Annotated in this window: 22 protein-coding genes; 8 read left to right on the top strand and 14 right to left on the bottom strand. The window is 58.2% G+C overall.

Going from position 1 to position 19,265, the window contains the following annotated elements; all coding sequences use genetic code 11:
- Nucleotides 1–61: 61 nt before the first annotated feature.
- The 4 genes from OU997_RS15190 to cmoB all read left to right on the top strand — a co-directional run bounded on the left by OU997_RS15190 (nt 62) and on the right by cmoB (nt 3,171).
- A complete protein-coding gene (locus tag OU997_RS15190; RefSeq protein WP_108489222.1) occupies nt 62–457 on the top strand; it encodes a protease inhibitor I42 family protein in 396 nt (131 codons plus the stop codon).
- A 267-nt stretch (nt 458–724) separates the two neighbouring features.
- Nucleotides 725–1,360, top strand: a complete 636-nt coding sequence (locus tag OU997_RS15185) for a lysoplasmalogenase (RefSeq protein ID WP_267807346.1) — start codon at nt 725–727, stop codon at nt 1,358–1,360.
- A 69-nt stretch (nt 1,361–1,429) separates the two neighbouring features.
- The gene (cmoA, locus tag OU997_RS15180; RefSeq protein WP_267809917.1) at nt 1,430–2,206 is read left to right on the top strand and encodes a carboxy-S-adenosyl-L-methionine synthase CmoA; all 777 of its coding nucleotides are present in this window, start codon (nt 1,430–1,432) and stop codon (nt 2,204–2,206) included.
- Nucleotides 2,203–3,171 carry a tRNA 5-methoxyuridine(34)/uridine 5-oxyacetic acid(34) synthase CmoB gene (gene cmoB, locus OU997_RS15175; protein WP_108489224.1) on the top strand — a complete coding sequence of 323 codons (969 nt, stop codon included), beginning with the start codon at nt 2,203–2,205 and terminating at the stop codon, nt 3,169–3,171. Before cmoA ends, cmoB begins: the two co-directional genes overlap by 4 nt.
- 90 nt (nt 3,172–3,261) lie before the next feature.
- On the opposite strand, the gene pdxJ is transcribed toward cmoB, so the two are convergent.
- From pdxJ to rpoE, 12 genes are all read right to left on the bottom strand, one after another.
- On the bottom strand, nt 3,262–4,008 hold the full coding sequence (gene pdxJ / locus OU997_RS15170) for a pyridoxine 5'-phosphate synthase (protein WP_090252031.1): 747 nt from the start codon (nt 4,006–4,008) through the stop codon (nt 3,262–3,264).
- Complete coding sequence (gene recO, locus OU997_RS15165) at nt 4,001–4,699, bottom strand: DNA repair protein RecO (protein WP_267807344.1); 699 nt, start codon at nt 4,697–4,699, stop codon at nt 4,001–4,003. Before recO ends, pdxJ begins: the two co-directional genes overlap by 8 nt.
- Before the next feature lie 46 nt (nt 4,700–4,745).
- Nucleotides 4,746–5,648, bottom strand: coding sequence for a GTPase Era (gene era / locus OU997_RS15160; RefSeq protein ID WP_108489227.1), 903 nt, complete (start codon nt 5,646–5,648; stop codon nt 4,746–4,748).
- The gene (rnc, locus tag OU997_RS15155) at nt 5,641–6,330 is read right to left on the bottom strand and encodes a ribonuclease III (RefSeq protein ID WP_108489228.1); all 690 of its coding nucleotides are present in this window, start codon (nt 6,328–6,330) and stop codon (nt 5,641–5,643) included. Before rnc ends, era begins: the two co-directional genes overlap by 8 nt.
- Nucleotides 6,327–6,704 carry a DUF4845 domain-containing protein gene (locus tag OU997_RS15150; protein ID WP_267807341.1) on the bottom strand — a complete coding sequence of 126 codons (378 nt, stop codon included), beginning with the start codon at nt 6,702–6,704 and terminating at the stop codon, nt 6,327–6,329. Before OU997_RS15150 ends, rnc begins: the two co-directional genes overlap by 4 nt.
- 104 nt (nt 6,705–6,808) lie before the next feature.
- On the bottom strand, nt 6,809–7,663 hold the full coding sequence (lepB, locus tag OU997_RS15145; RefSeq protein WP_108489230.1) for a signal peptidase I: 855 nt from the start codon (nt 7,661–7,663) through the stop codon (nt 6,809–6,811).
- A 5-nt stretch (nt 7,664–7,668) separates the two neighbouring features.
- Nucleotides 7,669–9,468 carry a translation elongation factor 4 gene (gene lepA / locus OU997_RS15140; RefSeq protein WP_108489231.1) on the bottom strand — a complete coding sequence of 600 codons (1,800 nt, stop codon included), beginning with the start codon at nt 9,466–9,468 and terminating at the stop codon, nt 7,669–7,671.
- A gap of 147 nt (nt 9,469–9,615) precedes the next feature.
- The gene (locus tag OU997_RS15135) at nt 9,616–10,998 is read right to left on the bottom strand and encodes a DegQ family serine endoprotease (protein WP_371920677.1); all 1,383 of its coding nucleotides are present in this window, start codon (nt 10,996–10,998) and stop codon (nt 9,616–9,618) included.
- An 82-nt stretch (nt 10,999–11,080) separates the two neighbouring features.
- Nucleotides 11,081–11,536: a SoxR reducing system RseC family protein gene (locus tag OU997_RS15130; protein ID WP_108489233.1), complete on the bottom strand. Its 456-nt coding sequence runs from the start codon at nt 11,534–11,536 to the stop codon at nt 11,081–11,083.
- A complete protein-coding gene (locus tag OU997_RS15125) occupies nt 11,533–12,480 on the bottom strand; it encodes a MucB/RseB C-terminal domain-containing protein (RefSeq protein ID WP_108489234.1) in 948 nt (315 codons plus the stop codon). Before OU997_RS15125 ends, OU997_RS15130 begins: the two co-directional genes overlap by 4 nt.
- A 23-nt stretch (nt 12,481–12,503) precedes the next feature.
- Nucleotides 12,504–13,097 (bottom strand): sigma-E factor negative regulatory protein, encoded by a 594-nt coding sequence (locus tag OU997_RS15120; RefSeq protein ID WP_267807337.1) that lies wholly within the window; start codon nt 13,095–13,097, stop codon nt 12,504–12,506.
- A gap of 37 nt (nt 13,098–13,134) precedes the next feature.
- On the bottom strand, nt 13,135–13,710 hold the full coding sequence (rpoE, locus tag OU997_RS15115) for an RNA polymerase sigma factor RpoE (RefSeq protein WP_108489236.1): 576 nt from the start codon (nt 13,708–13,710) through the stop codon (nt 13,135–13,137).
- Between the two features lie 365 nt (nt 13,711–14,075).
- On the opposite strand from rpoE, the gene nadB reads away from it, so the two are divergent.
- Nucleotides 14,076–15,692 (top strand): L-aspartate oxidase, encoded by a 1,617-nt coding sequence (nadB, locus tag OU997_RS15110; RefSeq protein WP_108489237.1) that lies wholly within the window; start codon nt 14,076–14,078, stop codon nt 15,690–15,692.
- On the opposite strand, the gene OU997_RS15105 is transcribed toward nadB, so the two are convergent.
- Together OU997_RS15105 and OU997_RS15100 are read right to left on the bottom strand one after the other, a co-directional pair.
- Nucleotides 15,661–16,113: a protein YgfX gene (locus tag OU997_RS15105; RefSeq protein ID WP_108489238.1), complete on the bottom strand. Its 453-nt coding sequence runs from the start codon at nt 16,111–16,113 to the stop codon at nt 15,661–15,663. The genes nadB and OU997_RS15105 overlap by 32 nt on opposite strands.
- The gene (locus tag OU997_RS15100) at nt 16,097–16,351 is read right to left on the bottom strand and encodes a succinate dehydrogenase assembly factor 2 (protein WP_108489239.1); all 255 of its coding nucleotides are present in this window, start codon (nt 16,349–16,351) and stop codon (nt 16,097–16,099) included. Before OU997_RS15100 ends, OU997_RS15105 begins: the two co-directional genes overlap by 17 nt.
- Nucleotides 16,352–16,600: 249 nt before the next feature.
- Between OU997_RS15100 and OU997_RS15095 the strand changes: the two genes are divergently transcribed.
- The 3 genes from OU997_RS15095 to OU997_RS15085 all read left to right on the top strand — a co-directional run bounded on the left by OU997_RS15095 (nt 16,601) and on the right by OU997_RS15085 (nt 19,264).
- Nucleotides 16,601–17,542, top strand: coding sequence for a YgfZ/GcvT domain-containing protein (locus OU997_RS15095; protein ID WP_267807334.1), 942 nt, complete (start codon nt 16,601–16,603; stop codon nt 17,540–17,542).
- Nucleotides 17,543–17,597: 55 nt separating this feature from the next.
- The gene (locus tag OU997_RS15090; RefSeq protein ID WP_108489241.1) at nt 17,598–18,434 is read left to right on the top strand and encodes an HDOD domain-containing protein; all 837 of its coding nucleotides are present in this window, start codon (nt 17,598–17,600) and stop codon (nt 18,432–18,434) included.
- A gap of 68 nt (nt 18,435–18,502) precedes the next feature.
- Nucleotides 18,503–19,264 carry a substrate-binding periplasmic protein gene (locus OU997_RS15085; protein ID WP_108489242.1) on the top strand — a complete coding sequence of 254 codons (762 nt, stop codon included), beginning with the start codon at nt 18,503–18,505 and terminating at the stop codon, nt 19,262–19,264.
- The last annotated feature ends 1 nt before the right edge of the window (nt 19,265 follow it).

Genomic DNA, 19,265 nt, shown 5'->3' with positions numbered 1-19,265 from the left:
TTACTCATCACGGGCGGAACCGCTATGCTGGCGATCCACCAATCTGCTTCAGGAGTTCGCCATGCCTGTCATCCGCACGGCACTGCTACTCAGCCTTGCATTGCTCGCTGCCTGTGCACAAACGCCCAGTAGCGTCACCTTGGAGCAGAAGCAGCAAAGTAAATGCCCACTGTCGTTGCATGTCGGCCAGCAATTTAACTTGCGCCTGCCGAGCAACCCCACCACCGGTTTCCGCTGGCTGCTGCGCGACTCCGCGCCACAGGTGTTGAAAAGCCTCGGCCCTGAGGTCTACAGCAATCCGGAAGATGCCGGCCTGGTCGGCAGCGCCGGTATTTCCACCTGGCGCTTCGAGGTCGCGCAGGCTGGCGAAGGCCAATTGGTCCTGACCTACGAGCGCCCCTGGGAAGTCGGCGTTGTGCCCGCACAGCGCTTCAACTGCACGATCAAGGCGCGCTAGCAGGCCGTTGAAACCTAGGCGAGGCCGCCTGCGCAAGGCGAAACAGGCGGAAAATAGATTGCGCTCGCACGCGAATTTACGAGCTGTAAATGAGCATTTTGATCGAACTCACGCGCGAGTCTGTTTTCAACACGGTAATGGCAACGTAGGTGGTTTTTCACCAGCCTGCCGCTGGCGCGAAATGCTGCTCTAACTGGCACCCACGGCGTGGTCAGTTTATTGGCAACACGCCATAGTGCTGACCTTACGAACCTCCAGGAAAAGCTCATGCGTTATCTGCTGCCGGGTTTGCTGGGCGCTGCCGTGTTTCTCTATGCACGGTTCGACGGCCTGAGTGAGCTGGGCCTGCTCAGCAAGGGCATCCCGGTCATCGCCCTGCTGCTCTGGCTGAGAACGGCACCGAGCAGCCTGTATCGACGCTGGATCAGCCTCGGCCTGCTCGCCTCACTGGCAGGCGACATACTGCTCGACTGGCCGGTGGATCTGTTCGTCTTCGGCCTAGGCGCCTTCCTGCTGGCGCACCTGGCCTACCTACGCGCCTACCTGAGCGACTGCACGCAACCGGCCTGGTTGGCCCTGCTGCTGGCCCTGAGCACGGGCGGGACGATGTTTGCCATCCTCGCCAGTGCCAACCTGGGCCCGCTGCTGATCCCCGTAGCCTGTTACGCCCTGGCCATCAGTGCCATGCTCTGGCGCGCCCTCGCCCGCCTTGGTCAGCCCGGCCTGAACACAGACTCCACGCGTCTGGCCGCCGCCGGTGCCGCACTGTTCGTGCTGTCCGACAGCCTGATCGGCATCAACCGCTTTGTCGCCCCCTTCGAGGCTGCGCCACTGGCGATCATGCTCAGCTACTGGCTGGGGCAATGGGCTATCGCGGCGTCAGCCTTCAAACAGGCCCGCTGAGCCTTCGCCACACAGATTTGCGACCAATAACGGCAATCAAGGTTTGGCTATGCCGCACACTTGGCTAAAATGCCCGGCTTTATTGACCAGTGCGCAGCCATCGTGAGCAAACAGCCCGACCGTCTTTTCGCCCAACCCCTGGCCCAGGTGCCGGACTTCGTGTTCAACGAGGATGTGGTGCGGGTCTTCCCCGACATGATCAAACGCTCGGTGCCGGGTTACCCGACCATTGTCGAGAATATCGGCGTGCTCGCTGGCCAGTTCGCCCAGCCGCACAGCGTGCTGTATGACCTCGGCAGCTCGCTGGGCGCGGTGACACAGGCGCTGCGCCGACATGTGCAAATTGCCGATTGCCGGGTGATCGCCGTGGACAACTCCAGCGCCATGGTCGAGCGCTGCCGCGAATACCTGCACGCCCAGGACTCGATGTTTCAGGAGCTGCTGCCCGTCGAGGTGATTGAGGCCGACATTCTCAGCCTCAACTTTCAGCCCACTTCGCTGGTGGCACTGAACTTCACCCTGCAATTTATCCAGCCTGAGCAACGCCTCGAATTGCTCACGCGGATTCGCCAGGCCCTGCTGCCGGACGGCGCCCTGATCCTCTCGGAAAAACTGCAATTCGAAGATGCCGAGCAGCACGCGCTGCTGGGCGATCTGCATATCGCCTTCAAGCGGGCCAACGGCTACAGCGAGCTGGAAATCGCTCAAAAACGCAGCGCCATCGAGAAAGTCATGCTCCCCGACAGCCTGGAACAGCACCGCGAACGCTTGCTCGCCGCCGGTTTTAGCCAGGTGGTGCCGTGGTTCCAGTGCCTTAATTTCGCCTCGATGATTGCCCTGCCATGATCAGCCGTCTCGACCTCGACGCCCTGCAAGCCACCCTTGCCGGCACCCCACTGCAAGACTGGTCAGCCGACCTACCCGGACAGATCGACGCCAAACTGGCCGTCGGCCATGGCGACCTGCCGCGCTGGTACGGCGCGGTGCAGAGCTTGCCGGCTCTGAATGTCGAACAACTGGAACTGCTAAACAGCTTCCGTTTCAACGGAACCTGTGACGACGCTACACGCGCAGCATTAACCACGGCTCTTCAGGGCCTGATCCCCTGGCGCAAAGGGCCGTTTCACCTGTTTGGTGTGCATGTCGACACCGAATGGCGCTCCGACTGGAAATGGCAACGGGTCGCGCCCTACCTCGACCTCAAGGGCAAGCGCGTACTGGATGTCGGCTGCGGCAACGGCTACTACATGTGGCGCATGCTCGGCGCGGGCGCGGAGAGCGTGATTGGCATCGACCCCAACTGGCTGTTCCTCTGCCAATTCCTGGCAATGAAGAACTACCTGCCCGACCTGCCCGCCTGGCACCTGCCGCTGGCGTTCGAGGAACTACCGAGCAAACTACAAGGCTTCGACACGGTGTTTTCCATGGGTGTGCTGTACCACCGCCGCTCACCCATCGATCACTTGATCGACCTCAAGGACTGCCTGGTTAAAGACGGCGAACTGGTGCTGGAAACCCTGGTGGTAGAAGGCGATGCGCAGCAAGTGCTGGTGCCCGAGGACCGCTACGCGCAGATGCGCAATGTCTGGTTCCTGCCTTCGGTGCCCGCCTTGGAGCTGTGGCTGCGCCGCGCCGGCTTCGTCGATGTGCGCTGCGTAGATGTCAGCACCACCAGCGTGGAAGAGCAGCGCTCGACCGAGTGGATGCGCTTCCAGTCGCTGCCGGAATTTCTCGACCCGGCCGACCATAGCCGCACCGTCGAAGGGCTGCCGGCGCCGAGCCGCGCGGTACTGATCGCACGCAAACCATAACCCGGACTGATCAACGCTCACGCAGGGTCGACAGACGCCAGCTTGTCCAGCGCAGATGGCGGACAAGCCTGCGGCATGTCCACCCTATCCTCAACCGCGATTAGCCGCCGCGACGATCAACTGTTTCATCTCCACTACCGCCTGCTTAAAGCCAACAAACAGCGCGTGGGCCACCAGGGCGTGACCGATGTTCAGCTCGTTGATCCCAGCAATGGCCGCCACCGGTTCAACGTTGTGATAGTGCAGGCCGTGGCCAGCATTAACGATTAGGCCGTACTGCAGGCCACAGGCTACACCGTCACGAATCCGCGCCAGTTCGCGTGCGGCTTCTTCCGGGGTATGCGCATCAGCATAGCGACCTGTGTGCAGTTCAATCGCCGGGGCGCCGACGCGCTTGGATGCCTCGATCTGCAGCGGGTCCGGATCAATAAACAGCGAGACTTCACAGCCAATCTTGCTCAGGCGTTCAACTGCCGCACGAATGCGGGCCTCCTGCCCGGCCACATCCAGACCGCCTTCGGTGGTCAGTTCCTGACGGGTTTCCGGCACCAGGCAGACATGCTCCGGGCGAATGCTTTCGGCAAAAGCGAGCATCTCCTCGGTCACACCCATCTCGAAATTCATACGCGTCTGCATGACCTCTTTCAGCAAACGCACATCACGCTCCTGAATGTGTCGACGGTCTTCACGCAGGTGCACGGTAATGCCATCGGCACCGGCCTCTTCTGCATCCAGCGCGGCTTTTACCGGGTCCGGGTAACGCGTGCCACGGGCCTGGCGCAGGGTGGCAACATGGTCGATGTTCACACCCAGCAGAATACGATTGGCATCAGTCACGGCTTGGCTCCTTGAGCGTCATAAACAGTTCGCGGCTGACCAGCGGTCGGCCGCCTAGATGAGGTGCCAAGGCCTGACGCATCAGACGCTTGGCGGCAGCCAGGGCGCCCGGCGCGGTCCAGTCGGCCTCGGCCATGGCGAGTAATTCCGCGCCCTGAAACACGCCGGGCTGCACGTGCCCGACCGGCACCAAACCGGTCTCGGTATGCAAACGATACAGGCCGGTCGCAGCGATGGGCTGATCTTCGCTGTCCAGGTCCAAGGCGAAACCATAGCCCAGCTCGTCCAGCAGACGCCATTCAAATGAGCGCAGCAAGGGTTCCAGCGCGCGCCCTTCGGCTAGCGCCAGGACGGTCATGGCGTAGTGCTGAAAAATCGCTGGATGAGGATCTTCGGCAGGAAGCAGGCGAATCAACAACTCGTTGAGGTACAAACCGCTGAACAGCGCCTCACCCATCAACAAATTGGGAATGCCGGCCGGCTCAAGGCGGCTGACATTTTTCAACTCGCCACGCCCACGAAACTCGCCTTCCAATGGAATAAACGGCCGCGACAGACTACCCGCTTTACCCCGCGCGCCACGCAATACCGCACGCAGCCGGCCTTGAGGCGTGAGAAAGTCCACCAACGCGCTGCTTTCACGGTAGGCACGGCTGTGCAGAACATACGCGGGCTGGCTGAGGGCAAGCATGAAGGCTTACTCGAAATGGCGGGCGCAAGGCGCGCCCGCAGACGGATCAGATATCGTCGTAGCCCAATGAACGCAGGGCGCGCTCATCATCGGACCAGCCACCTTTGACCTTGACCCAGAGGTTGAGCATGACCTTGGAGTCGAACATCACCTCCATGTCCTTGCGTGCTTCCTGGCCGATACGTTTGATCCGTTCGCCCTTGTCGCCAATGATGATCTTCTTCTGCCCGTCACGCTCGACCAGAATCAACGCGTGGATATGCAGGATACGCCCGTCGCGCTTGAACTCTTCGATTTCCACAGTGATCTGGTACGGCAACTCGGCACCGAGCTGACGCATGATCTTCTCGCGCACCAGTTCAGCGGCGAAGAAACGGCTCGAGCGGTCGGTGACCTGATCTTCCGGAAAGAAGTGCACACCTTCAGGCAAGCGTTCGCCTACCAGCTTTTCAAGGGTATCGAGGTTATGCCCCTGCTGGGCGGAAACTGGCACGATCTCGGCCTTCGGCAGTTGCTGGGCCAGCCACTCCAGATGCGGCATCAGCTCGGCCTTGTCCTCCAGACGATCCGTCTTGTTAATCGCCAGAATCACCGGGCCTTCAACATATTGAATGCGCTCAAGCACCATCTGGTCTTCATCAGTCCAGCGGGTGCGATCGACCACGAAGATCACCACGTCGACATCTTTCAGCGCCGACGAGGCGTTCTTGTTCATGTAGCGGTTGAGTGCTTTCTCGTTGTTCTTGTGCAGACCGGGGGTGTCAACATAGATCGCCTGCACCTCACCTTCGGTTTTGATGCCAAGCATATTGTGTCGCGTGGTTTGCGGCTTACGCGAAGTAATCGCCAGCTTCTGGCCGAGAATGTGGTTAAGCAGCGTTGACTTGCCCACGTTAGGCCGGCCAACGATGGCGACATAGCCACAGCGTGTAACAGGTGAATCAGTCATTGCCATTCTCCACACCCAGGGCGATCAGCGCAGCCGCCGCGGCGACCTGCTCGGCAATACGCCGGCTGGCACCTTGGCCCAAGGTTTTTTCATTCAGTAAGGTGACGTGGCACTCCACCACAAAGGTGCGGCAGTGCGGCTCACCCTGGATATCCACCACTTCATAACGTGGCAGTTCGCAGCCACGCGATTGCAGAAACTCCTGCAGGCGGGTTTTCGGGTCTTTATTGGTGTCGACCAAGGTCAGGCTGTCCAGCTCGGTGGTCAACCAGGCCAACACGCGTTCACGGGCAGCCTCCATACCTGCATCGAGATAGATCGCGCCAATCAGCGCTTCCAGCGCATCGGCCAGGATCGACTCACGGCGGAAACCGCCGCTTTTCAGCTCACCCGAACCCAGGCGTAAGTACTCGCCCAGGTCAAAGCCACGGGCCAGCACGGCCAGGGTTTCCCCTTTTACCAGACGTGCACGCAAACGTGACAACTGACCTTCACGTGCTTGGGGGAAGCGCTCGAACAGCGCTTCGCCGGCGACGAAGTTGAGGATGGCATCACCGAGAAACTCCAGACGCTCATTGTTGCGTCCGGCAAAGCTACGATGCGTCAGCGCCAGGATCATCAGCTCCTGATCCTTGAAGGTATAACCGAGCTGACGCTCAAGACGGGCTAACGAGGCGCTCACGGCATGCGCACACGAAATTCTTTGTCGAAGCGTACGACAAGATCAATATTTTCAATCAGCGGCTCGCGCTTTTCATATTTCAGATGAGCGCGAAACTCATTGTTTTCCAGCTTCACTTTCAATGCCTCTTGAAGGTTCAGGTCACGAATATTGTTGACCTGCATACCCTTGCCCACATGGCTATAGAATTCATTGATGCCGCGGATATTGGCGGCTTTGTCGGTTTCAACGGAAGTGATGAGTTTCTCCAGTGACATATAGTCAAAGTAATGCGGCAATACCTTAAATGCCGCACTGGCAAAAAAAGTAATCAGCGCCAGCACCATCAACCAACTTAAAATCGACATCCCTTTTTGCGAATGCACAGATTTCATATTTGTCCCCAAATTTGAGTTATCAAGAAGCCATTGAGGCAGAAGGCAAGACTATATATAGCCTGCGACGCTGTATTGAACAGCGTCGCACATTCGTCAGCAGGTCAGTGAATCAGACCCACGCGGGAGAAGTTTGGCAGGTTGCGTGATTTGGGATCCGGCCAGCTCATCCAGATGGCGAATGCCTTACCGACAATGTTCTGGTCTGGAACCATGCCCAGCAATGGCTTGGGAATCGAAGGATCATTCCAGTAACGGCTGTCGTTGGAGTTATCGCGATTGTCGCCCATCATGAAGTAGTAACCTTGCGGCACCACCCACTCACGCCCCGGTTCAACCCGGTAACGCTGCATTTCTTTACGGATCTGGTGCTCGGTTTCGCCAAGCTTCTCGTGGTACAGCACTGCACTGCCCAAGCTGCCGGGCTCATCGCCAATCAGTTGCTGGGCCACAAGCTCACCGTTGATGGTCAGTCTTTTGTCACTGCTGTAGGCAATCCGGTCACCCGCCAAGCCAACCACACGTTTGATGTAGTTGATGTTTGGGTCGCTGGGGTAGCGAAACACCATCACATCGCCACGCTGCGGATCACCCACTTCAATCACCTTGGTGTCCAGCACCGGCAGGCGAATGCCATAGGCAAACTTGTTGACCAGAATGAAATCACCCACTTCCAGGGTCGGTTTCATTGACCCCGATGGAATCTGAAACGGCTCAACCAGAAACGAACGCAGCACCAACACGATGGCCAACACGGGGAAGAATGACTTGCCGTATTCCACCAGCAAGGGTTCTTTATTCAGCTGTTCGAGCACTTTTTCATCAGGCTCATCCACCTGTTCGTGATAGGTGGCAACAGCTGCCCGCCGGCGCGGTGCCAGGAAGATCAGGTCAAATAAAGCCAGCACACCACATACGGCGACGGCGATAACCAGCAACAGCGGGAAATTGATCGACATAAGCCTTAGCTATCCAGCCTCAGTACAGCAAGGAAGGCTTCCTGTGGAATTTCCACGTTACCCACCTGCTTCATCCGTTTTTTACCGGCCTTCTGCTTTTCCAACAGTTTGCGTTTACGGCTGACGTCACCGCCGTAGCACTTGGCCAATACGTTTTTACGCAGCGCTTTGACAGTCGTACGCGCCACAATTTGCCCACCGATAGCGGCCTGAATGGCCACATCGAACATCTGCCGGGGGATCAGTTCTTTCATCTTCTCGGTCAACTGACGCCCTTTGTAATGGGCGTTGTCCTTGTGCACGATCAACGCCAAGGCATCGACCTTGTCACCGTTGATCAACACATCCAGCTTGACCAGATTGGCCGACTGGTAGCGATCAAAATGGTAATCCAGCGAGGCATAGCCACGGCTGGTGGACTTCAGGCGGTCGAAGAAGTCGAGCACCACTTCGTTCATCGGCAGGTCGTAACGAACCTGAACCTGGGAGCCGAGGAACTGCATATCGCGCTGTACACCACGCTTCTCGATACACAGGGTAATCACGTTACCCAGGTGTTCCTGCGGCACTAGGATGGTGGCCTGGACGATCGGCTCGCGGAAATCCTCGACGGACGAAACATCCGGAAGTTTGGACGGGTTATCGACGTAGATTGTCTCGCCGTTTTTCAGTGCAACTTCGAAGATAACGCTTGGCGCCGTGGTGATCAGATCCAGGTTGTATTCGCGCTCCAGACGCTCCTGGATGATTTCCATGTGCAACATGCCCAGGAAGCCGCAGCGGAAGCCGAAACCGAGCGCATCCGAGCTTTCTGGTGAATATTGCAGCGATGAATCGTTTAGCGTGAGCTTTTGCAACGCATCACGAAAATCCTCGAAATCATCTGAGCTGACCGGGAACAGGCCGGCGTACACCTGAGGCTGGATGCGTTTGAAACCCGGCAGCACTTCCACATCTGGGGTGGCTGCCAGGGTCAGGGTGTCGCCCACAGGCGCACCGTGAATATCCTTGATGCTGGCAATGATAAAACCTACTTCGCCGGCTTTCAGATCAGCAGTGGCGGTGTGTTTGGGATTGAAAACCCCTACGCTGTCCACCAGATGCGTCTTGCCGGTGGATTTCACCAGCACCTTGTCGCCTTTCTTGATACGACCTTGACGCACACGCACAAGCGACACGACGCCCAAATAGTTATCGAACCAGGAATCAATAATCAGCGCTTGCAACGGCGCTTCGATCTCACCAGTCGGCGCAGGAATGGTCTTTACCAGCCGCTCAAGCACCTCGTCGACTCCCAGCCCCGTCTTGGCGCTGCACGTCACCGCATCCGTGGCATCGATACCGATGATTTTTTCGATCTCTTCCTTGACGCGATCAGGCTCTGCCTGGGGCAGATCGATCTTGTTCAACACCGGCATCACTTCGAGGCCTTGCTCAATGGCGGTGTAGCAGTTGGCAACAGACTGCGCTTCCACGCCCTGCCCCGCATCGACCACCAGCAACGCACCTTCACAGGCCGCCAGCGAACGGCTGACCTCATAAGTGAAGTCAACGTGACCTGGGGTATCGATGAAATTCAGCTGGTAAGTAATACCATCACGGGCTTTGTAATACAGAGTAACGCTATGCGCCTTGATGGTGATTCCGCGTTCGCGCTCCAGATCCATGGAGTCCAGCACCTGGGCCTCCATTTCACGGTCGGCCAAGCCGCCACACATTTGAATAAACCGGTCGGCCAAGGTCGACTTGCCATGGTCAATGTGGGCGATGATGGAGAAATTGCGGATATGACTCAAATCACTCACGGATCAACACTCAAAAAGGGCGCAGGCGATTGCCCGCCGAAAATAGCCGCGAAGTGTACCCGAAAGCCAACGGACACGTCACCCAGAGCACGGCCAGGCACCATGTAAAAGGGCGACCGAAGTCGCCCTTATTTGTCACTGTTCGCGTCATTCAGCCAGTTTGAAGGTGATAAAACTGGCTCGACCCTGACGCAATACCCGCATCGACACCGAGCGATTCTTCGGCAGCGCCTGCGCCACCTCAGTAAAGGTCTTGGCCGAATTGATCGCCTGATTGTTCAAATGAGTGATCACATCACCGGGACGCAGGCCCATCAAAGCCGCAGGCCCTTCCTGCACCTCGGAAATCGCCACACCACCTTTCAGGTCCAGCGCTTTCTTCTGCTCAGCGGTCAACTCAACCACCTTGACCCCCAGACGATTGCTACTGCGTTCAACTCCAGAGCTTGCAGCGCCTGCCAATGCATCACCTTCTTCCGGCAGTGCACCAATACTCAATTTCAGTTTCTTGCGTGAACCATCACGTACCACGTCCATCTCAGCGGTAGCACCCGGCTTGAGCGCACCAACCAAATGCGGCAGGTCAGCAGACATGATGATCGGCTTGCCATCCAGACTGAGGATGACGTCACCCACCTGCAGACCACCCTTAGCGGCGGGCCCACCGTCCAGTACCTGCGCAACCAGCGCACCGGCTGGCTTGTCCAGCCCGAACGACTCAGCCAGGTCCTTGTTAACTTCCTGAATCACCACACCCAGCCAGCCACGGCTGACCTTACCCTCAGCCTTGAGCTGATCGGCCACATCCATAGCCACGCTCATGGGAATGGCAAAAGACAGCCCCATGAAACCGCCAGAACGGGTGAAAATCTGCGAATTGATACCAACCACTTCACCCGCCAGGTTGAAGAGTGGACCGCCGGAGTTACCCGGATTGATCGCCACGTCCGTCTGGATAAACGGCACGTAACTCTCGTTCGGCAAACTGCGGCCCTTGGCACTGACAATACCGGCGGTCACCGAATGATCGAAGCCAAACGGCGAACCGATGGCCAATACCCATTCACCCACCTTGAGGCTTTCCGACTTACCCAGCTTAACGGTTGGCAAGCCCTGCCCTTCAACCTTAAGCAACGCCACATCACTGCGCGGATCAGTGCCCACCAGCGTGGCCTCCAGCTCACTGCGATCTGACAGACGCACGATGATTTCATCAGCATCAGCGATCACATGATTATTGGTCAGCACATAGCCATCAGCAGAAATGATAAAGCCGGAGCCTAGCGACTGAGCTTCACGCTGACGATTACCACCTGGCTCGCGCGGCATTTGCGGAATATTGCGCTCGAAGAACTCACGAAACATCGGCGGCAGACCTTCCAGGTCGGGCCCATTGAGCTGACCACTGCCAGCCACTGCACGATCAGGCATTTTCTGCCGGGTACTGATATTGACGACCGCAGGCGACGCCTGCTCAACCAGCTCAGTAAAATCCGGCAGGCTCGCCTCAGCCAACAGTGACTGCACCATCAGCAGCACAGCAAATAACGCGGTAAATGAAGATTTCAGACCAAGCTTCGACATACATCTCCCCATCAGACCAGCAAAAGTCTCAAAACGCTGCCGCTGCACCGCCAAGCAATGCACGCAACACCACCGGTTGCAACGCCGGGTCACCGGCCGTGAAACGACTGCGCCAGCGCACAGCACAGCAGGCAAACAAAAAGCCAGATAAAGCACTGAGTACGACCCAGGGCTCACTCAAACCAACCCGTTCAGCCAGAACAGCCGCAGCAAACAAGCCCAATAACGGCAGCAGATATACAAGAAAAGAACCGCGCACCAACAGATCTTCGCGCACGCCGATAATCACCGCATCACCAATATTCAACTGCAGATCTGACAGTGCACGAACATAACCACGGCGACTGCTCGCCCCCAGCTGATCAAGCAAACCCTGGCCGCAACCGGCCTTGACGGAGCAACTGGAGCAAGTGCTCTTACGCAGGGTCTCGACCCAAACGGCACCCGATTCAACGGCCACAACCCGGCCCTGCTCCTCGATCACTGGGCCACCTCGGTAGCCGAACGCATGGACAGCGCGATCCGCTCAGCAGTTCCCATAGGAATTTCACCGACTACGGTGACCATGACGTCGCCGTCATCGGTTTTCAATCGGCGCGAGACCGCTACAGTAGGCCCCAACTGGGTACGGACATCCTCCACGGCGGCTCCGCGTAAAGGCTCCATGAATACGGAAAATCGCGCCAAACCATCACCATACACCTGACAAGCAACCGGCTCATCCGAAGCAGGACTAAGGCGCTGCACCACCGAACTCAGACTGAAGCCAGGCGGCAACCAGTCAGAACGCCAGACACTGGCCACCGCCGCCTGAACAGGCAATACGCGCACCGGCCGGCACCCGCTGCCTGGCTGTAAGTCCTGATCCGTGGGCGACGCTGTTTGCAGGTGGGTGAACTGAAAGCGCTCCAGCAACTGCCCCTTGTCATTGACCAGCAGAGACTTGAGCGACAGACCGGTTTGCTCATCAAGGTGCAGCTCAATGCCATACCGATGCTGGTCACGAGGCAACAAAGCCAGCACGCGGGCAGTACGACCTGCTACGCGCGAATTGCCCAAAACACGTAATTCGTAATACTTGCTCAGCTGGAGCGCATCCAGCTCACGCGTGGGCCACAACTGACTGTCAATCATCTGGTCAGCCAGCGCCCCACTGGCACACTGCACGCGACCGTCGATGCGCACCACTTCCTGAGCTGAACCATCCAACTGCAATAAACGTTCACGCAGGTCACCATCAGCACCCGCCTGGTGCCAGATGCTGTGCGTCGAAAAACTGCCGTTACGCTCATAAACGAACGTGCCGCTGAAGCTTTGCATGCGCTCAGCATCCACCAGACGCCGCAGCAAAGCGGCACCATCATCAGCAAATGCTGGCAACATCAGACAGCTGCCGAACAGCAAAACGCTTAAAGGAATAAAGCGCATGCGACTCCCTAAGCCATAAGCAGTTAACGATTTTCTAGGCTAGCCGCACGTGCGTAAGGCAGCGCACCTTCGTTAGCGCCCATTGCCGCCTGCTGCGCATGCTGACGCAGGTAGGCTGGCAGACGCTCCTGATGCCAGCCTGGCTGACCTTCGCCAACTGCACGGTCAGCCGGGACAGCCGACTCTTCAGATGTATTGAACCCTGCCAGCATGGCCGGGCCATTCACTTGTGGAATACTCAGCACTGGCTGAGCAGCTTGCTGAGCCAATTGCGCGCCACCGAGTTCATCCTGATTGTACAAACGCACACCGGCCAGCACGGCAACAGTCACCGACGCCGCGACCGCCAAACGCCCGACAGCACGCCAGGTGCCTCGCTGCGGCTGGCTTGCAGCAGGTAACGGCTCGTCAGCCAGAGCAGCCGAGACAGCAGCAGCAATATCCAGACGCGGTTCAAGCAATTCTTTGTGCATCACGGCACGTGCAAGCTGGTAACGCGACCAGGTGGCACGCAACTCAGGGTCATCACTGGCCGCCAGCACTCGCCTTAACTCCAGTTCATCCGCTTGGTTATCCATTACCGCGGACAGCGATTCCTGCAGGGTTTCACGACTCATGGCGGTTCCTCTCTTGGCTGACGCCGCTGTCTTCAGGCTACTGCAACAAGGGTTGCAGGGATTTATCAATGGCCTCACGCGCCCGGAAAATCCGCGAACGCACGGTACCAACCGGACACTGCATAACGCTGGCAATGTCTTCGTAACTCAGACCATCAAATTCACGCAAGGTTAGGGCTGTGCGTAAATCTTCCGGCAACTGCTCGATGCTGCGGTGCACGGTGGCCTCGATCTCATCGCGCAACAACGCTCGCTCCGGTGACTCGAGATCCTTGAGGGCATGATCACCATCATAGAACTCGGCATCCTCAGCACTTACATCACTGTCTGGCGGGCGCCGACCACGCGATACCAGGTGATTCTTCGCCGTGTTGATGGCGATCCGGTACAACCAGGTATAGAACGCACTGTCGCCACGAAAATTACCCAAGGCTCGATACGCCTTGACGAAGGCTTCCTGCGCCACATCCTGCGCCTCATGGGTGTCATGCACAAAACGCACGATCAACCCGAGAATCTTGTGCTGGTACTTCAGCACCAACAGATCGAACGCCCGCTTGTCGCCACGCTGCACGCGCTCGACCAGCTGCTGATCTTCTTCCTGGGTTAGCATGAAAACTCCTCAATAGGTTCGAAGGAGCGCAACGCCGACCCCTGAATCGGTCTGCCAAAGTAGACTTGGGCATTGCGCAAAAGTTCTCTCCCTCAAACAAGCTTCCTGCAGAACACGCTCAGTCCCGCACGGAACAGCACAGCAAAGGCGCGCCCTTACTGCGTTGATAGTCTGAATGACCCGCCTTCAGGTAACAAAACCGCAGGCCTACGTGAAAAACACTTAACCGGCAAATTCCGTCAAAACAACCGCCTATGGAACCCGGAATGCTAAAAAAGTTCCCGAGCAACCTACTTGGTCATAAGCCGGCTATTGTGCCGCCCCCCCCTCTATATACTAGCGGCCGCTTTTCGCGGAATTCGGACATGAGCCAACATTACCAACACGACGTTCTGGTTATCGGTAGCGGCGCTGCAGGCCTGACACTGGCACTCACACTGCCAGGACATTTGCGCATCGCCGTATTGAGCAAAGGCAACCTGTCCAATGGCTCGACCTACTGGGCGCAAGGCGGCGTGGCGGCCGTGCTTGACGATACCGACACCGTCGAGTCACATGTAGCCGACACGCTCAATGCTGGTGGCGGCCTGTGCCGTGAAGACGCCGTACGCTTTACCGTGGAGCACAGCCGCGAAGCCATCCAGTGGCTGATCGATCAGGGCGTGCCCTTTACCCGCGACAATGAACACGCCCGCGAAGACGGCGGCTTCGAATTCCACTTGACCCGCGAAGGTGGCCATAGTCACCGGCGCATCATCCATGCCGCCGACGCAACGGGCGCAGCGATATTCAACACCCTGCTGGAACAGACCAAGCAACGCAGCAATATTGAGTTGCTGGAGCAACGCGTCGCCGTTGATCTGATCACCGAACGCAAGCTCGGACTGGACGGCCAGCGCTGCCTAGGCGCTTACGTGCTCAACCGCGCCAGCGGCGAAGTCGACACCTATAGTGCGCGTTTCGTGATTCTTGCTACCGGTGGCGCCGCCAAGGTTTATCTCTACACCAGCAATCCCGATGGTGCCTGCGGTGACGGTATCGCCATGGCCTGGCGCGCCGGCTGCCGGGTCGGCAACCTGGAGTTCAACCAGTTCCACCCCACGTGCCTGTACCATCCACAAGCGAAAAGCTTTCTGATCACCGAGGCGCTGCGCGGTGAAGGCGCACTGCTCAAGCTGCCCAATGGCGAACGCTTTATGCCGCGCTTCGACGAACGGGCCGAACTGGCCCCACGCGATATTGTTGCTCGCGCCATCGACCATGAGATGAAACGCCTGGGGATCGACTGCGTATTTCTGGATATCAGCCACAAACCGGCTGACTTTGTGAAGTCGCACTTCCCAACCGTGTACGAGCGCTGCCTCGACTTCGGCATCGACATCACCCAAGAGCCGATCCCGGTGGTGCCTGCTGCGCATTACACCTGCGGTGGCGTGCTGGTCGGCCAGAACGGCCAGACTGATGTGCCAGGCCTGTATGCCATCGGCGAAACCAGTTTCACAGGTCTGCATGGCGCCAACCGCATGGCCAGCAACTCGCTGCTCGAATGCTTCGTCTATGCCCGCTCGGCAGCCTCCGACATCGTCGCCCAACTCGAGCAGGTGAAAGCCCCGGCGCCACTTCCCGACTGGGACGCCAGTCAGGTGACCGATTCGGACGAGGATGTGATCATTGCGCACAACTGGGATGAGCTGCGGCGTTTTATGTGGGACTACGTCGGCATCGTGCGTACCAACAAACGCCTGCAACGGGCGGAGCACCGCGTACGCCTGCTGCTCGATGAAATCGACGAGTTTTACAGCAACTACAAGGTCAGCCGTGACCTGATCGAGCTGCGCAACCTGGCTCAGGTCGCCGAATTGATGATTCGCTCAGCCATGCAACGCCACGAAAGTCGCGGCCTGCACTACACCCTGGACTATCCACAGCAACTGGCCGAAGCCCAAGACACTATCCTGCTGCCGCCCACCTATGGCGACTGAATTTCAGACGCACCCGCAGACGCCGGTGCTGATCGCGGCTCAGACTGTCACGAGCGATACACACTGAACGCACGCGGCGCTGCCCGACCAGGCGAAAGCGCAGCAGCACCACCAACGGCAAAGCCAAACTATCAGGGTGCAGCTCGATAGCCTGCCAGCCCTGCGCCGCGCTGTGCACCTGCCAACCATCGGCCGTGCAACGCATTGCCCGGTAAGCCTGCGGCGCACTGAGCAGCAAATGTCGTGGCAGCACCCAAGCAGCATGGGCGAGACAGAAGCCCATTCCGAGGAGCCGCGCCCAAATGGACATATCCACCAACCCCAGACTGAGCAGCGCTAACCCCTGGATCAGGGCATACGCGACCAGCAACCAGCGCGACGGCTGCCACTGACAGTCGAATGCCTCACTTGGGCTGGACACGATCCAGAATCATCCGAACCATGCGTTTGAGGTCGGCATCGTCTGGCTCATCGCGCTGCATAAACCAGCCAAACATGTCCTGATCCTCACATTCGAGCAGTTTGCGATAGCGCTCGCGATCCGCCTCATCGAGGTGCGGATAGACCTCACGGACAAAGGGCACCAGCAGCACATCAAGCTCCAGCATGCCACGACGGCTGTGCCAGAAAAGACGATTGAGTTCTACTTCATCAACCACGGATCAGCTCCTTGAAAAATGGCATAACGCCATTTTTTAACGTCGCGCAGCGGCGGCCAGAGGGATGGCCGCGCTGGATGACAGGCCATAAGTAAGGCGCGCAGTATACGAGGAAAAGCCCAACTGTTGACCGCACTCGTCAACCATGGGGTTATTCACCTGCAACGAGTCAAGCGCAGGCGCTGACAAGGTGCGAGGCGCACTCTATGATGAGCCCCCTAACTTTTATCCAGCGATACCCAATCCACCATGGCCGATACCGCGTTCTATTGCACCCTCAGCCACGAAGGCATCCTCGCCGTACGCGGCCCAGATGCCAACAAGTTCCTGCAGGGTCAAGTCACCTGCAACCTCAACTATCTCAGCGACAGCCACTCTAGCCTGGGCGCACGCTGCACACCCAAGGGGCGCATGCAGTCGAGCTTTCGCATGGTCAGTATTGCAGACGGTTATTTGTTGGCCATGGCCAGCGAACTCCTGGAAGCACAACTGGCTGACCTGAAAAAATACGCCGTGTTCAGCAAATCCAAGCTCACCGACGAAAGTCAGGATTGGCTGAGAATCGGCCTGAGCGGTGGCGATGACGCGTTGCGTAACCTCGGCCTGGTGCTCGCAGAGACCGCCGACAGTGTCGCACGCGAGGATGAACTATTGGCTCTGCGCCTGAACGATGACCGTGCCGAACTCTGGATCCCCAGCCATCAGGCCAGTAGCGTAAAAGCTCAACTGGCCGCGCAGCTGCGTGAAGCACCACTCAATGACTGGTTGCTGGCGCAAGTGCGAGCTGGCGTTGGCCAGGTCATGGGCAGCACCCGCGAGCTGTTTATTCCACAGATGATCAACCTGCAGGCCCTGGGCGGCGTCAGCTTCAAGAAAGGCTGCTACACCGGCCAGGAAATCGTTGCGCGCATGCAGTACCTGGGCAAGCTCAAACGCCGCCTCTACCGACTGACGCTCTCAGGCACGCAGATCCCCGAACCGGCCACACCACTGTTTTCTCCGGTACACAACTCCAGCGTCGGCGAAGTCGTGCTGGCGGCACGTAGCGCAGATGCGCTAGAGCTGCTTGCAGTATTGCAGGACGATGCCGCACAGGATGGCCGCCTCCACTTGGGTTCTGCCGATGGCAGCACACTCAACGTGCTCGACTTGCCGTATACACTGGACTCCAACCGCGAAATACAGCGCTGATGAGCGCGCACCACTGACTACACTCATTAAGCCGAACGTCCACAGAGAATTGCCCATGAGTAAGCTTGCCGAAAAAGTGCAAAAGGAACTGATCCAGGCCATCGACAACGATGAACTGGTATTGCCGACTCTCCCGGAAGTCGCCTTGAAAGTCCGCGAAGCGGCAGAAGATCCAGACATCGGCATCCCCCAACTGAGCAAGGTAATTGGCAACGACGCCGCTCTCACCGCACGCATCATCAAAGTGGTGAACAGCCCCCTGTTGCGCACCAACAAGGAAATCACCGACCTGCAAATGGCCGTCGGTCGCCTCGGCATCAATTACACCTGCAACCTGGCTACAGGCTTGGCGATGGAGCAGATGTTCCAGGCCACCAGCGATGTGGTTGACCGCAAAATGCGCGAAGTGTGGAACAAAAGCACCGAAATTGCCGGTATCTGCCACGTGCTGTGCAAACACTACACGCGCCTGCTACCGGACCAGGCAACCCTGGCCGGCCTGGTGCACCAGATTGGTGTGCTACCAATCCTCACTTACGCCGAAGATCACAGTGAACTACTGGCTGACTCGATCAGCCTCAACCACGTGATTGAGCAAATCCATCCGATTATCGGTGACAAAATCCTGCGCACCTGGGAGTTCCCGGAGCTGATTGCCATGGTGCCTAACCAATACCTGGATTTCACCCGCGACAGCGCCAAGGTTGATTACGTTGACATCGTTCAGGTTGCCACCCTGCAAAGCTATCTAGGCAGTGAACACCCCTACACACAACTGGACTGGAGCCAGATACCAGCCTTCCGCAAACTAGGCCTGGACCCTAATCAGAACCTCAACGATGACGAAGACCTTTCCGTCGCCATGGAAGCTGCAATGAGCATGCTCCAGTAAAGCCCCTCACGCGCATGCAGCCGAATGTAACTATACTGAATGCTGTTCCCGCAATCGGCATACGGTTCATGCGCGTTCTGCTGTTATCTGCCCTGTTCAGCCTGTTTTGCACCAGTTTGGCGGCTGCGCCAGAAGTACGGCTGACCAACGGTGAATGGCCGCCTTATCTGGGTGAACAACTGCCGCACAAAGGCGTCGCCTCGCGCATCGTCGCCGAGTCCTTTGCCCTGCAGGGGATTGAAGTGGTGTGGGAGTTCCACCCTTGGGCACGCTCACTGCAACTGGCCGAGCGCGGCAAACGCGACGGCAGCGCAGTATGGCTGCACAGCAACGAGCGTGAGGAAAAGTTCTTTATCAGCGACCCGGTAGTAGAAAGCGGTTACTACCTCTTCCACCGCAAGAGCTACAGCTTTGACTGGGAGCAGGTGAGCGACCTGCAAGGCCGGCGCCTGATCGGCACCCGCGGCTACGACTACGGTGAAGCCTTTCAGCAGGCTGAAGCCAGCGGGCAACTGCGGCTAAACCGGGTCACCAGTGATGAAACCGCGTTTCGCCAGTTGATCGCCGGACGTGTCGACCTATTCCCGATGGACAAGGTGGTCGGCTTCGATATGCTGCATCAGCACTTCAGCGCCGCCGAGCGCGCGCAACTGAGTTTTCACCCCAAGCCATTGCGCAGCGACAGCCTGCACCTGCTGCTCTCACGGCAAGTGCCTGGCAATGCTGAGCTAATCACCCGCTTCAACAAGGGCCTGGCGCAACTGCGCGAAAGCGGCAAGATCACCCAGTACCTTATGGAGATCCAGCAGCCACTGAGCCTAGCCCCCTGAC

The sequence above is a fragment of the Pseudomonas sp. SL4(2022) genome (assembly GCF_026625725.1).
Classification (GTDB): Bacteria; Pseudomonadota; Gammaproteobacteria; order Pseudomonadales; family Pseudomonadaceae; genus Aquipseudomonas.
This window is presented reverse-complemented; position numbering and strand designations above follow the sequence as displayed.